The sequence below is a fragment of the Streptomyces sp. NPDC006384 genome, from assembly GCF_042870695.1.
GTDB lineage: Bacteria > Actinomycetota > Actinomycetes > Streptomycetales > Streptomycetaceae > Streptomyces.
The window spans coordinates 47,726-59,959 of record NZ_JBIAHR010000030.1; the positions used below are offsets into that span (position 1 = coordinate 47,726).

Below are 12,234 nucleotides of genomic sequence, written 5' to 3' on the forward strand. Positions count from 1 at the left end.
GATCCGCAAGGCGCTTCCGCAGACGCCGATCTCCGGTGCTGTCACCGCGGATCAGATCGCCGAGGCGCCCGGCACCCCCGAACCTGAGCGGCGAGAAGGCGACCGTCACGGCGTTCGTCGTCCGCCGACTGATCGACCTGCGGATCCTCACCGACCTCAGCGCCAATCCGGACGGGTCACTAGTCAACCCCGACCAGGTGGACCTCGTCTGCGCTCGCGCAGGATCTCGCCGAGCTGGTGGCCGCCAACACCCCGCTGGGGCCCGACCAGACCGCGCAGCGGCTGTCCGTCCGGCGGACCGACTTCGACCACATGGTTCGACCCGGGTGAATCACGCCGGCCGACGCTGTCGAGGTGCGGTTCGGCATCTCACGGGCCAGGGCCGTCCACGTGCCGCTGTTCCGCGCCGGCGACGTCGACGGCCTGCCGGCGGCCCATCCCGAAGTCGAGTGGGCCGCCCTCCGCGCCGTCGGCAAGGGGCAGCGCTCGCCTCTCGCCGCACTCCAGGCAGTCACTGCCTGACCTCAACTGCGACAGGAGCAGGCTCCGGGCTCAGGAGGTCCAGGAGCGGAGGGCGCGGGCGACCCCGCGGAGGTCCTCCTCCCCGGCACGGACTGCTCCCGCCAGGCCCCACAGGGCGTCCGGTTTGGCCGTGACCGTGTGCCCGGACATCTGAAGGTAGGCATCGGCGGCCGCGTACCCGACGACGAGGTTGTAGTCCTCGAAGGGGCGCAAGACTAGGGCGTGGTGAAGGAAGGTGGCCGCTCGGGACGCAGCGTCCTCGTAGTACGGCTGCCCGGCGATCTGTTCATACCTGTGCGCGCTGCCAGTCCAGTGGAGGGCTCCCCAGTCAGCGATGGCGATGTTCCGGGGAGCGACCTCCTCCTGGATGGCAAGCAGCCAGCCAGGGTCAACGTAGACGATCGAGCTCACCGCATACCCTCGGGCGCGTCCTTAACGGCCTCCAAAGCGGTGGGCAGAGCTGTACGGGCAGCGGTGAGGAACCGCGCCTTGTCGGCGTCCTGGATCAGGGTCTGCTTGGCCCACGACCGGGTTGAGACACCCAGGCTCTGGGCGTGCTCGTTCACCCTGGCCAGCTCTTCCTCGCTGAGTTCCACAGAGATTTTCGGCATGGTCCCACCGTACCGCGTCATGCCTCCACCTGTGGAGGCATCCATGGAGGCACTGCGAGCAGCCTCCGTCGGCCGGAGCGGGAGGAGGGGTGCAGCTCGGGGCACGGTTCATCCGGCGCGGCCGCGCCCGCCCAGGCGAGGCCGGCAGCATCCCGCGCGACCATGCTCGGGACTTCCAGTAGACCCATTAATTTTGACGCATCCCCCATCTTTGAGTACATTAGCTTTACGGGCCTGGGGCCCTCTACTCACATTCATGACCACCTCGGGGAGCCGTCCATGAGTCGCCAGACCAGTCGCCCGCTCGAGCATCACAACCTGCGCACTTCGGACCGCTCGCCTCGCGAGCTCGCCACGAGCTTCCGGGACACTTTCGGGCTCGATCTGGACCCGGCCTATCAGCGCGGTGACGTGTGGACGGAGGACCAGCGCGTCGCGCTCATCCGCTCGTGGCTCACGGGAACCCCGACCGGCGTGGTGATTCTGAACGACCGCACCACGCCGGACTGGAAGGACGCCAACGGCTACGACCCGACCGACCAGGGCGAGCCCATGTACGCGTGCATCGACGGCAGGCAGCGGATCACTACGGCCTACCTGTGGTACGACGGCGAATTGGCCGTCCCCGCCTCCTGGTTCCCGGCCAGCGACGTGACCACCGTCGAGGAGACCTCGGACGGCCCCTACGTCCGTATCTCCGGCCTGACCAAGTCGGCCCGGCTCAAGTTCGCCAACCGCGCGCATCTGTCCATCGCGATGGCCAAGGTCGCCACGGTCGCCGAGGAGGCTGAGATCTACCTCCTCGTCAACGGTGGCGGAACGCCGCAGACCGCCGGTGACATGGACAACGCCGCCTTCGTCGCGGCCACGGCCTTGACGAAGGCGGACCAGTGACCGAACCGGTCCGACGCCCTCAGCGCCGGCTCTCCGACATCGAGCGCGCAGTCATCCGCGGAGTGCAGGCCCTCTCCCTTCACCGCATGCTCCACCTCGGCCTCGTCGACCCGGTGCCCAACCCCTCCCTGATGAGTGAGGACGAGGGTGCCTGGGTTCGCCAGCACGTCTGGCCGGCGTTCCTCCGCAGGCTCGACGACGGCTACGCGTTCGGATTCTGGCGCTGGTCCTTCTGCGAGCGGGGCACCTGCTGGAATTGCCTGGCCGGACGCTGCGAATGGTGCATTCACCGGCAGAAGGGCGGCCCGGATGCCTGCAACAACTCCGAGATCGTGCACAACCACCTGGGGCGGAACGTCGCGACGTTACTCCCGCGCCCTGGTGGCGAGCCGTGCGTGTGGTGGTGCAGGTGCCCCTGCCCGAAGAGCGACGAGCGGGACGAGCAGCCGGTCTCGGGCGCGGCCCGTCCCACTGCGACCCAGCGCCGGGACGACGCGTGCCGTCCGGGGCCTGAGAGCCCGCCCGGCGACCAGGCAGCCCTCCCTGGCCTCTAGACCGCTCCCCGGAGCGTGCCGACAACCACCGCGCGATCGAGGCGTCAGCCCTCCGGTCATATTCGGTCGGCGCGGCCCACCTACTGCTTGGCCTGCTCGGCCGCGGTGGCCGTGGCCCGCTCGCCTTCCTGTACCTGCTGCAGCCGCTTGAGTGTGGCCGCGAGGACATCTTGGGCACCGGTGCTGTCCCCGGCAGTCCCCTCGATCTTCACCCTGATGTTGACGTTGCCCGAGCGGCTGAAGGCCGAGAGACTGTCTTCGCTACGCCCGGGGTTGGTGACGAGCACGGACTCCTCCCCCACCGCCTTGTCGAGGTCCTGCTCCTTGTCAGCTTCCTTGCCCCTCCAGGCCGCGTAAGCGGCTTTGGAGTGCTCCGTGGTGTCGTACAAGCAGACCGAGACGTCCATCATGTCGTTCGTGGAGCCGTTGTAGACGAACCAGGCCGAGCCGCCCCGTACCCAGCCCTCGGGAGCGGCGGTACTGCCGGAGGCCGTGCAGTAGCTGGCCTCCTTCGTCACGCGCTTGCCCTTGTAGGGCTCCCACCCTGAGATCACGTCTCCGGCGCCCGGCAGTGCCTGCGATATCTCGCCCTGGGAGAGCTGCTCGGTGACCGGCTTGTCGGCGTTCCCCTCGGAGTTGTCCGACGAGCACGAGGTGAGAGCGGCGACGCCCAGGAGGACAACGAGAGCTGCAGTACCTTTGCGTGACATGCGCACACCCTAGATCGTTGACGAAGCGCGCGTCCTGCCAGTCCTTTTGACTGTGATCGGAATCGCCTCCGAGGCACCATTCCCGATCACCCCGCAGTCCGGCCCTCAGTCCCTTCTCAGCCGTTCGTTCACCGTGTGCGGGGGACACCGGTGCGCTTTCCCTACGACGGTGACACCGCTGGGGGCTGCTGCACCGCCGCCTTGCCCCTCGCCCACGTGGTCGGCCGCCGGGCGCCGCAGCCGCCCCGGTGAGGCGCCTCCTGCCCCCCCTGTGCCGAGCCGGGCTCCACTCCCCCGCTGAGCGGGAGCCTGCCTCTGTCCACAGATGCTGCGGTCGAGGATCGGCACGCGGCCGTGAGGAGCCGCGCCGACGTGCTCCGCCCGTCTGCACGGCAGTCGGGGCAGCCGACCTATATGAGCAGGAGTCCTTGTGGGCAGGTTCAAGCAGAAGAAGCAGCAGCGCCGCAGCCGATTTCACGTCGACGGGTGCCCGGTGGACTACGCCACCTTGTCCTCCCACGCGGCCGCCGTGGCCGGCACGGTCGACGACCACGGGCGTGTGGCGTTCTGGGACGACCCCGCGCTCCAACTGGGCCAGGTCGCCGACGGCATCGACCGCGTCTCCGGGGAAGTGACGTTCGACGCCGGTCAGGCGGGCCAGCTGCCGGCGGCGTTGTTCGAGCCGGAGCGAGCACTGATGGTGCGGGCCCCCGGGCAGCCGGACCGCGAGCAGCAGGCGGAGGCCGCGATCGAGCTGGGGATGGGACGGCTCACCCGCGGGTTCGCCGCCCTTCGCCCGGCGGCGGGTTGGGCCCTGCACCGGCTCCCCGACGAGCGGCTTGAGCTGCGAAGCCCCAACGGGGAGGCGTTCTCGCGGATCGCCGTCCCGCTCAACCCCGCCTGGATCTCCGCCGCCCTGTCCACGGGGTTCGTCCTGTGTCTGTACGGGATCCAGCTCGGGGTGCGTACGCCGCCGGGGATGCCGGCGGATCATTACACCGCCCGCAGGAGGCTGGAGGAGTTCCGCCGGGGTCGTGGGCTGGGCTTCACGGCTGCGGGCCTCGTCCCCTTCGTCAACAACCGCGGGTAGGCCGGTTTTCCGGTTCCGGACGGAACGGTCATCGGGGGGTCAGGCCCGGGCGTCGGACCAGGTCTGTGCGGTGCGGGAGTCGACACGCACGTTGACCTTGAGGTGGCCGTCTGCGTCGAGGCGGAGGAGAGAGAGGGCTTCCTCGGAGTTCACGTCGATGGTCAGCTCGCCGTCTTCGGTGATGTAGCTGGCGATGCGGGCTCCGGCGAGGCCGAGGACGGGTACTGCTTCTCCGGGGGCGTCGGGGTCGGGCGGGAGGTAGAACGCGGCCTGGTGGAGTTCATGGATGAGTCGGGGGTTCAGTTGCTTCTCCTTGGCAGGTGGGTGGTGTCGGCCGGCGCGTGAGAGGTTGCGGGCCGGGTTCAGGTTCCGGAGGCCGGATGCTGTCGTGCCTGCGCCCAGGCGTCCGCCAAGCGGCGGATGCTGGTGAGCGTGTCGTCCAGCGCGGCGGGTGAGAGGCCTCCAGGGCCGATGTTCTCTGTGAGCAGCTCCCGCAGAGCGTGGTCGAAGTGGGGCGCCGGCCTGGGCGCGAGTAGCGGTCGGGCTGACGGCCTTCCGGGGGCCTTGCGGCACGTACGGCGAGCGGTGAGCGCCGTCTTGAAGACGGCATCGGCGGTGCTGAGTCCGTGCTGGGCAACGAGGCGGTCCCAGAGGTTGGGGTAGGGGGATCTCGATTCCCTGCTCGGGGTGGTCGATCAGCCTGGCGACGGTCTCGACCTCGGCGTCCAGGAGGGACAGGTGCGGCTGCTCGGGGGCGAAGTGCGCTACCTCGGCGGTGGCCGCGGCCTGTTCCGGGTTGGTGGTAGGGCGAGACAGCGAGGCGCGGATCGCCTCGGCTGCGTCTGGGGTGGGGATGGGGCCGATCCGGATGAGTCCCCCGTCCGCCTTCGTGACGATCACGGCAAGGAGCGCGGATGAGGTGGCGGTGACGGACTCTCCAGCGGGTGTGGCGCTCTGGTCGGGTGAGTTAACGGTCATCCGGCGGTGACCGAGAAGCGGATGGCCGCCTTCTCGGACGCACGGCGGGTGCGCTGACGCTTCGGGCCTGCCGCATGGACTCCGCTCGCTCCGGAGCGGCGCAGGTTCTGTGTGGCGACGGCGTGCGCGCGGTTCCGCGTGTAGTCGCTCAGGCGAGGCTTCACGGTGTTCTTCCTCCAGGTCAGTGGTCCGATCCCGTCACACATCTAATGTACGTCATATGGGGTTATGAGTCAATTTCATTGCGACACGCGCTCACGCGACCCCTTGGCGACTTATTAAAGTTGACCCACGCCCCCATATGACGTACTTTTGAGTATGCGGGGTGTTCGCCTCGCTCGTCGATACCGGGAGAGGCCCGGCCCACGGAGGACTTCTTGACCAAGCTCGATGCGCTGGACCTCGCCGCTCTGAACTCTGCGACGAAGTACCCGCCGATCCCCACGTACCACGAGATCGACCGGGGCACGTTGCTCGACCGCGCGGTGGCCTTCCAGGACGACGTGGTCCTCACCGAGAAGGTGGACGGCACGAACGCCCGGATCGTGGTCCTGCCCGGCGGCGACTACGCGATCGGCAGCCGGGAGGATCTCCTCCACGCGCGCGGCGACCGCATCGTCAACCCGAAGGACCCGATCGTTCCCGCCCTGCGGTCGCTGGCGGACCGGCTGACGGCCCCCGCCCTGGGAATCCGCGTCTACTTCTTCGAGGTCTTCGGCGACAAGATCAGCAAGGCCAGCAAGCAGTACACCAGTACTCGCGCGGTGGGCTACCGCCTCTTCGACGTCGCGGTCGTGGACGCCGCGGTCCTGGAGCTCCCACGCCCCGTGATCAGCACGTGGCGCGAGAACGGTGGCCAGCAGTTCCTCGCCGAGGATGACCTCACCCTCACGGCCAAGGAGAACGGCATCGAGGTCACTCCGCGCCTGGGCCACATCCCCGCGGATCAGCTCCCGACCGACCTGGCAGGAATGCAGCAGTTCCTCGCCACGCGCCTGCCGGACACGCTCGTCGCGCTGGACGAAGGCGCCGGCGGCCGTCCGGAGGGACTCGTCCTGCGCACGACCGACCGCTCCGTGATCGCCAAGGCGCGCGTCGAGGACTACGCCCGCACGTTCCAGCGCCTGTCCGCCATGTGACCACACCCGCGCGCGAGTCCCTGCCACGGCGAACTGCCGTGGCAGGGGCCGCCTGCGGAGGACCCCAGCGCGCCCAAACAGGCCGCGCGGTCCCGCTCTCGTCCGCAGCGGTTCCCGTTGCCCCGCGTCCGCCCTCTTACCCTCTAGCCGCCCAAGGAGGCACCGCTGTACGCCAGTTCGCAGTTGCAGGTCATCATCTACACCGTCGACGACGCCGAGGTGCCGGCGGTCCTGGCCGCTTTCCGTGCACGGCAGGTGACGACCGACTATGGCCACGGCTCCACGCCCGTGTACCTGGGCCTCGGCACCGTGTACAGCACCGGTGAGGTACCGGCGGGCTCGGCGCGCGCCCTGGCGGACGCGCTCATCGCGACCGCTCCCTCAGCGGCGTTCGTCATCTGGCAGGACCCCTCCCGCCCCGCCAACGGCTCCTATATCGGCCGCGTTCCGGGCGTGGGAGACCTGGAAGCCGAGTGCAATGTCCACGGCACGCCGCTGGTCTCGCTCCGCAAGATCGTCCCATTCTTGAGCGCCTCTTGCCGGGAAGCGTGGACGCGGACCGAGGGCAACGAAGCGGAGGAGGTACAGCACGCCGCCGAGGTACTCGACGCACTTGCCGTGCTGGCCCGGCGCCTTCCGGGCGCACCGGAGGCTGCGTGACCGGCCCGCTTTCCGTGCTTCCCCCGCCGACGGCGCGGTGGCGGCCCGGGCGCCTGGATTTGCCGTGCTGCCGCGCGGGAGACTGCCGCCCGTCGCGGTCTGCGGGACTGCCCAAGAGGCCGTCCTTCCGCGGGCGGCGGCCGCGCGTGCTGGACCTGTTCTGCTGCGCCGGCGGGGCCGGGATGGGCTACTACCGGGCTGGCTTCGACGTCGTAGGCGTCGATCTTCGCGCGCGGCGGAACTATCCCTTCGAGTTCCACCGCGGCGACGCCCTGGAGTTCGCTCACGCCCACATCCAGGACTTCGACCTGGTCCATGCGTCCCCGCCGTGCCAGCACTCGTGCACCCTCACGAAGGGCACGAACAAGGGCCGCGAGTACATCGACCTGATCCCGGCCACGCGCGAGCTCCTCGCCTGGTACGGCGTCCCGTCCGTCATGGAGAACGTCCAGGGCTCGCAGCTGAGGCGGGACCTGGTCCTGTGCGGTGAGATGTTCGGACTCGGCGTGCTGCGGCACCGGTACTTCGAGATCGACTATTGGCGGGGCAACAAGCGCCCGCACCAGCCTCATCGCGGCTACGTCCGGGGCCTGCGCCACGGCGTGTGGCGCGACGGCCCGTACATCGCGGCCTACGGCAAGGGCGGTGGCAAGGGCACCGTCCGCGAGATGCAGCAGGCGATGGACATCCACTGGACCGACATCCATGAGGAGCTCACCGAGGCCATCCCGCCCGCGTACACCGAGTACATCGGCAACGAGTTCCTGACGACCGGCGAGTGGGGCGCCATCGCGCGCGGAGTCCCGGACACGGCTCCCATCCCGGACATCATGCGCCCCTACCTCAAGCTCAACGCCGCGGGCCGGCTCGTTGCGACCCAGCCCCGGCTCTCCGCGCCCTCGACGGCACCCCTCATTCCGCCGTTCCCCGTTCCCCACATGAAGGAGACCGATTGACTACGCCGCACCCGGAGGCCCCGCACCGCTACCTGGGTGAACCCGTTCCCCAGGAGGTCAGGCAGGAGTGGCACAGCTGGGGCGCGGCCACATGGCGCCGCAACCGGCATCTGGCCACCAACAACCTCTTCCCGCCCGATCAGCGCTACTCGGTCCGGCCGCCCGCGAAGATGTGTCCGCACCACCTCGAATCGTGGCTGGCCTACCGGAACATGAACTACGACCCGGTCAGCGGAAACCGGTGGCCTGGCCACCCCGGCTCCCCGTTCATCCCCGTCGGCCGTGACCTGAACCGGCTCTCCGAGGAGCGCCGGTGCGAGTGGGACGAGAAGGCCTCCGCACAGATGCGCCTGATCGAGGAGATCTGCCTCTCCGGCCGCTCACCGCAGTGCGACAGGGCGGACGATTCAGCGACTATGTGACCCAAAAGCCCGGTCCGCTGCCGACGTCGGCGGCGGTCAGGCCGAAGTCGAGTGCCTTGCCCGCCTCGCGCAGCGCCCGCTCCGCCGTTCGGCGGGTCTCGGCGAGGACATCGCCGCGTTCTTCGACGAGGCCGGCGTAGATCGGGACATCGACGGCTTCGAGCCGGCCAGCAGTGTGCGGTGTGTTCGTCATGATGCCCTCCCCCGGTCCTGGAAGTGCCGAGTGTACGGGCGAGGCGAAGCGCCTGAGCGTCGGCCGACATCGCGAAGACGACACTGACGGACACCACTCATGACCCTTTTACATTGACGTCCGATTGCAGCACAGGTACATTAGTACATGCGACACGGGGTGCGCGAGTCCGCAAGCGCACGGCGACACATCCGCGCCCCGATCGACGCAAAAAAGTTAACCTACATGGAAGGTTCTTCGTTTGGCTTCCAGCGACGACGTCCTCGGCTTCGGCTGGGAACTCCACGACGACAGCGGCGGCAGCGACAAGTTCTACCGCCTCATGGTCGTCACCGGGCCCGAACCTCTGGCGCTCGGCCTGCACGGTGGCCGCGGCCAGGAGGGCCAGATCGGACTGCTGCGTACGGGCATCACCGCCGAGGAGGCACTCAAGGAGGTGGTGAAGAAGTCCCGCGACAAGGAACGGAAGGGCTACGAGGCGAGCCGGGAGTTCACCGTCTTCTACATCCCCGCCTCGCTCGCCGGCGCCGACAACGCCAGGGACAACGCCCGCGCCATCGCACGCCACTTCGGCCAGTACGCCGCTCAGACCGGCACCGAGCTCCCCAAGGCCTCCCGCATCCCGGGATCGGCCTTCTAGCGGCACAGACCGCCACCGTCGTCCCGGCCCCTTCACCACACAGGAGTCCCTTGTCCACTCCGTTCACGAACCAGATGGCACAGCGCGGCCGCGAGAAGCTGGAAGAGGTCGGACGCCAGCGCACCCGGCCGCGCACGCCCGCTCCGTCTGCACCCGTCCTGTCCTCGGCGCTCCCGCCGATCGGCCCCCAGATCCGCCCGAACGGGCAGCTGTACCAGCCGCGCCTGCTCGGCGGGCTGGAGGACCTGGCGTTCCTGCGCGACGCCCGCAGCCACCGCGAACACGTTCTGCTCGTCGGACCGCCGGGCACCGGCAAGACCGCCCTGAGCGAGGCCGCGTTCGTCCAGGACGCCGTCGCCGGGCAGCACTCCGGCCTGGAGACGATCGTCGGCACCGCCAGTACCGAGGTCGCGGACTTCGTCGGCACCTTCGTCCAGAACCCGACCACCGACGCCTTCGAGTGGGTCCCGGGCCCGCTCATCCGCAGCATCAAGAACGACGTCCCGCTCCTGGTCGACGAGATCGCCCTGATCGACCCCCGGGAACTGACCGTGCTGTACGCGCTCATGGACGGGCGCGACGAGCTGCACGTCACCCAGAACCCGGCGCTGCCCCCGCTCAAGGTCGGCCCCAACTGGTTTGTCATCGGCGCCTGCAATCCGGAAGTGCCCGGCGCGCACCTGAGCGATGCCCTGCTGAGCCGGTTCCACCACCACGTCGAAGTGACCACCGACTGGGACCTGGCCGCCGACTTCGGCGTACCGGTGGACCTGATCACCGTGGCCAAGAACCTGGAGAGCCGCAAGCGGCAGCAGACGTACGAGGGCTGGATTCCGCAACTGCGCGACGCGTTGGCGTTCGCCGAGACGAGCCGGCGGTTCGGTCAGCAGTTCGCCGTCGCGGGCCTGCTGCGCAAGTGCCCGTTCCAGGACCGTGAGGAGTTCGCCGCCGCAATGAAGGAGAGGTTCGGCGAGCACGCTCCTCTGTCCCTCGGTACCCGGGTTCCTGCGGGGCGCCGGTGACGAGTGCCCCGGCGGCGCCCGCCCGCCATGAGGAAGTCGATGCAGACCTCGCCGACGCCCGGGACGCCCTTGCCCGGCGGCTCGGCTCCATCATCAACACCCTCGCTGATCGCGACGACGTCCTGCTCACGATGGTGTGGGACGGCGCGCCCACGGCCGACGCGGCATGGTTCGACCCGCGGCTGATCAAGGTCACCGTCAACGGGGCGGTCGCCCTGAAGGACGGGGTTCACCCCGACCAGGTGGACCCGCTCAGCATCTCGGGCCGGCTGCGGCATCCGGTGATCGTAGGCATGTCCGCCCACGAGGCCGCTCACGCGCGCAGCACCCGCTGGGGTGAGTGGGACACCTCGGCAGGTCGGGCGGTGATCCGCGCCGCCGTACTGCTCGAAGAACCCCGGATCGAGGCCCGGCACCTCCAGGAGCGCCCGCAGGACCGTGTGTTCCTGCGCGCCTGCGCGAGCAACATCGTGCTGCCCGCCCAGGACAGCGCCTCCTCGTTGTACGACCGGTGGAGGGCGGCGGCCGGCGCCGCCCTCGTCCTGGGCCGGGTGGACGCGGGTGTGCTCACAGAGGCCGAAGTGCAGCCGGTGAGCACGGCCGTCGAGGGCGTCCTCGGCCTCGGGGATCTCGCGGCGCTGCGTGCCCTGTGGCAGGAGGTGCTGACGCTCGACGACGGCGACCAGCACGGTCTGCTGGACGTTGCCCGCCGGTGGGTCGAGGTCGTCGGGGCGGACGACGACGCGGACCTTCCCGGCGTCGGGTGCGCAGCGGGCGAGCCCCGCGTCGGAGCCGCCTCGGACGGCGCGGACGGCGCGGACGTGATCGGAGCAGCTGTCGCCGCCGTGGCCGAGGCCGCCTCGGTGCAGGCTCAGATCTTCACGGGAGCGTTGCCCGATCCCGAGCAGGAGCGCCGGGCCGAGGAGGAAGCCGCCCAGCGCCAGCAGGAACGCCGGGCCGAGGCGTCTGCTCAGCAGGCCGCGCAGCGGGCGGCTCGCCGGGTCTTCACGCCCGCCCCCGCCCCGTCCTCCCAGCGCTCTCGGCCTCGGTATCCCGTCAGCGGTCACCGGGCGCCCACACCGGTGGAGCGGGCAGCCGCCCGTCGGCTGGGCAGCGCCCTGGCGAAGGCGCGGTTCCGCGAGCCCGCCCGTGTCCGCGTCGCCGCCGCGCTCCCGCCGGGCCGCCTGTCCGGGCGGGACGCCATGCTCGGAGCGGCGCAGCGCAGCCTGGGGATGGCGGTGACCGTCCGCCCCTTCCGTTCCAGGAAGCGCACGCTTTCCCAGGAGCCGCCGGTCGCCGTCGGCGTAGCCGTCGATGTCTCCGGCTCGATGGGTGCCTACACCTCGATCATCGCTTCGACGGCCTGGATGTTCGCGCACGGCACCCGCGAAGTCGCCGGGAAGGCCGCGACCGTCGCCTTCGGCACGGCCGTCACGCCGATCGTCTCGCCCGGGCAGCCGCCGTCCCAGGTCACCGAGTTCCACGCGAACGACAACAACCACCGCTTCACCGAAGCCACCAATGCGCTGGACGGCGCCCTGGGCCTGGCCCGCCGCGACGGTGCCCGCGTTCTGGTCATCGTGTCCGACGGCCACTGGGAGCCGGAGGAGCGGGTCGGCGGCGAGCGTCTTGTGCGCCGCCTGATCCGGGCCGGAGTGCACGTCCTCTGGTTCTGCCTCGACCCCCGCTCGAACGTTCTGCCCGGTGCCCACCGGGTGGACATCAGCCAGGTCTCCGAGATTCCCGCCGCTCTGAGCAACGCGCTGGTCTCCGCACTGCGTCAGGCCTGATCGACCGGCGGGCGGGCTGCCACAGGCCCGCCCGCCCCATCCGGCGCCCGGAC

General features: G+C 69.9%; 16 protein-coding genes and 1 pseudogene. 12 read left to right on the plus strand and 5 right to left on the minus strand.

Annotation, left to right across the window (positions count from 1 at the left end; translation table 11 throughout):
* Positions 1 to 354 precede the first annotated feature (354 nt).
* Positions 355 to 522 (plus strand): hypothetical protein, encoded by a 168-nt coding sequence (locus ACFYOJ_RS31365; RefSeq protein ID WP_356559236.1) that lies wholly within the window; start codon positions 355 to 357, stop codon positions 520 to 522.
* Between the two features lie 30 nt (positions 523 to 552).
* Here the strand turns inward: ACFYOJ_RS31365 and ACFYOJ_RS31370 are convergent, their stop codons facing one another.
* Both ACFYOJ_RS31370 and ACFYOJ_RS31375 read right to left on the minus strand, forming a co-directional pair.
* Positions 553 to 933 carry a hypothetical protein gene (locus tag ACFYOJ_RS31370; RefSeq protein ID WP_356559238.1) on the minus strand — a complete coding sequence of 127 codons (381 nt, stop codon included), beginning with the start codon at positions 931 to 933 and terminating at the stop codon, positions 553 to 555.
* Positions 930 to 1,133, minus strand: a complete 204-nt coding sequence (locus ACFYOJ_RS31375) for a ribbon-helix-helix protein, CopG family (protein WP_356559240.1) — start codon at positions 1,131 to 1,133, stop codon at positions 930 to 932. The genes ACFYOJ_RS31370 and ACFYOJ_RS31375 overlap by 4 nt, the downstream gene beginning before the upstream one ends.
* Before the next feature lie 279 nt (positions 1,134 to 1,412).
* Here ACFYOJ_RS31375 and ACFYOJ_RS31380 point away from each other — a divergent pair, with 279 nt between their 5' ends.
* Together ACFYOJ_RS31380 and ACFYOJ_RS31385 are read left to right on the plus strand one after the other, a co-directional pair.
* The gene (locus ACFYOJ_RS31380) at positions 1,413 to 2,027 is read left to right on the plus strand and encodes a DUF262 domain-containing protein (RefSeq protein WP_356559242.1); all 615 of its coding nucleotides are present in this window, start codon (positions 1,413 to 1,415) and stop codon (positions 2,025 to 2,027) included.
* Positions 2,024 to 2,581, plus strand: a complete 558-nt coding sequence (locus ACFYOJ_RS31385; protein ID WP_356559244.1) for a DUF6248 family natural product biosynthesis protein — start codon at positions 2,024 to 2,026, stop codon at positions 2,579 to 2,581. The genes ACFYOJ_RS31380 and ACFYOJ_RS31385 overlap by 4 nt, the downstream gene beginning before the upstream one ends.
* 80 nt (positions 2,582 to 2,661) lie before the next feature.
* Here the strand turns inward: ACFYOJ_RS31385 and ACFYOJ_RS31390 are convergent, their stop codons facing one another.
* Complete coding sequence (locus tag ACFYOJ_RS31390; RefSeq protein WP_388598340.1) at positions 2,662 to 3,291, minus strand: hypothetical protein; 630 nt, start codon at positions 3,289 to 3,291, stop codon at positions 2,662 to 2,664.
* A 430-nt stretch (positions 3,292 to 3,721) separates the two neighbouring features.
* Between ACFYOJ_RS31390 and ACFYOJ_RS31395 the strand changes: the two genes are divergently transcribed.
* Positions 3,722 to 4,381, plus strand: a complete 660-nt coding sequence (locus ACFYOJ_RS31395) for a hypothetical protein (RefSeq protein WP_356559248.1) — start codon at positions 3,722 to 3,724, stop codon at positions 4,379 to 4,381.
* A gap of 102 nt (positions 4,382 to 4,483) precedes the next feature.
* A complete protein-coding gene (locus ACFYOJ_RS31400; RefSeq protein WP_356559250.1) occupies positions 4,484 to 4,726 on the plus strand; it encodes a hypothetical protein in 243 nt (80 codons plus the stop codon).
* Between the two features lie 629 nt (positions 4,727 to 5,355).
* Here the strand turns inward: ACFYOJ_RS31400 and ACFYOJ_RS31405 are convergent.
* The gene (locus ACFYOJ_RS31405; RefSeq protein WP_356559252.1) at positions 5,356 to 5,523 is read right to left on the minus strand and encodes a hypothetical protein; all 168 of its coding nucleotides are present in this window, start codon (positions 5,521 to 5,523) and stop codon (positions 5,356 to 5,358) included.
* A gap of 213 nt (positions 5,524 to 5,736) precedes the next feature.
* Here ACFYOJ_RS31405 and ACFYOJ_RS31410 point away from each other — a divergent pair, with 213 nt between their 5' ends.
* The 4 genes and pseudogenes from ACFYOJ_RS31410 (at position 5,737) to ACFYOJ_RS31425 (ending at position 8,536) form a co-directional block, all read left to right on the plus strand.
* Positions 5,737 to 6,498: an RNA ligase family protein gene (locus tag ACFYOJ_RS31410; protein WP_356559254.1), complete on the plus strand. Its 762-nt coding sequence runs from the start codon at positions 5,737 to 5,739 to the stop codon at positions 6,496 to 6,498.
* Positions 6,499 to 6,681: 183 nt separating this feature from the next.
* On the plus strand, positions 6,682 to 7,158 hold the full coding sequence (locus ACFYOJ_RS31415; RefSeq protein WP_388598343.1) for a hypothetical protein: 477 nt from the start codon (positions 6,682 to 6,684) through the stop codon (positions 7,156 to 7,158).
* A 182-nt stretch (positions 7,159 to 7,340) separates the two neighbouring features.
* Positions 7,341 to 7,931, plus strand: a pseudogene (locus ACFYOJ_RS31420) (DNA methylase); the annotation flags it as partial.
* 179 nt (positions 7,932 to 8,110) lie between these two features.
* A complete protein-coding gene (locus ACFYOJ_RS31425) occupies positions 8,111 to 8,536 on the plus strand; it encodes a hypothetical protein (RefSeq protein ID WP_356559049.1) in 426 nt (141 codons plus the stop codon).
* Here ACFYOJ_RS31425 and ACFYOJ_RS31430 read toward each other — a convergent pair.
* Positions 8,529 to 8,729, minus strand: coding sequence for a hypothetical protein (locus ACFYOJ_RS31430; RefSeq protein ID WP_356559047.1), 201 nt, complete (start codon positions 8,727 to 8,729; stop codon positions 8,529 to 8,531). The two genes, ACFYOJ_RS31425 and ACFYOJ_RS31430, sit on opposite strands and share 8 nt — an antisense overlap.
* Positions 8,730 to 8,970: 241 nt before the next feature.
* Between ACFYOJ_RS31430 and ACFYOJ_RS31435 the strand changes: the two genes are divergently transcribed.
* The 3 genes from ACFYOJ_RS31435 to ACFYOJ_RS31445 are packed head-to-tail and all read left to right on the plus strand — an operon-like array spanning position 8,971 to position 12,181.
* Entirely contained in the window at positions 8,971 to 9,369 is a 399-nt protein-coding gene (locus tag ACFYOJ_RS31435; RefSeq protein ID WP_356559045.1) for a WGR domain-containing protein, read from the plus strand.
* Positions 9,370 to 9,419: 50 nt separating this feature from the next.
* Entirely contained in the window at positions 9,420 to 10,391 is a 972-nt protein-coding gene (locus ACFYOJ_RS31440; protein ID WP_356559043.1) for an AAA family ATPase, read from the plus strand.
* Positions 10,388 to 12,181 (plus strand): VWA domain-containing protein, encoded by a 1,794-nt coding sequence (locus ACFYOJ_RS31445; RefSeq protein ID WP_356559041.1) that lies wholly within the window; start codon positions 10,388 to 10,390, stop codon positions 12,179 to 12,181. Before ACFYOJ_RS31440 ends, ACFYOJ_RS31445 begins: the two co-directional genes overlap by 4 nt.
* Positions 12,182 to 12,234: the final 53 nt, after the last annotated feature.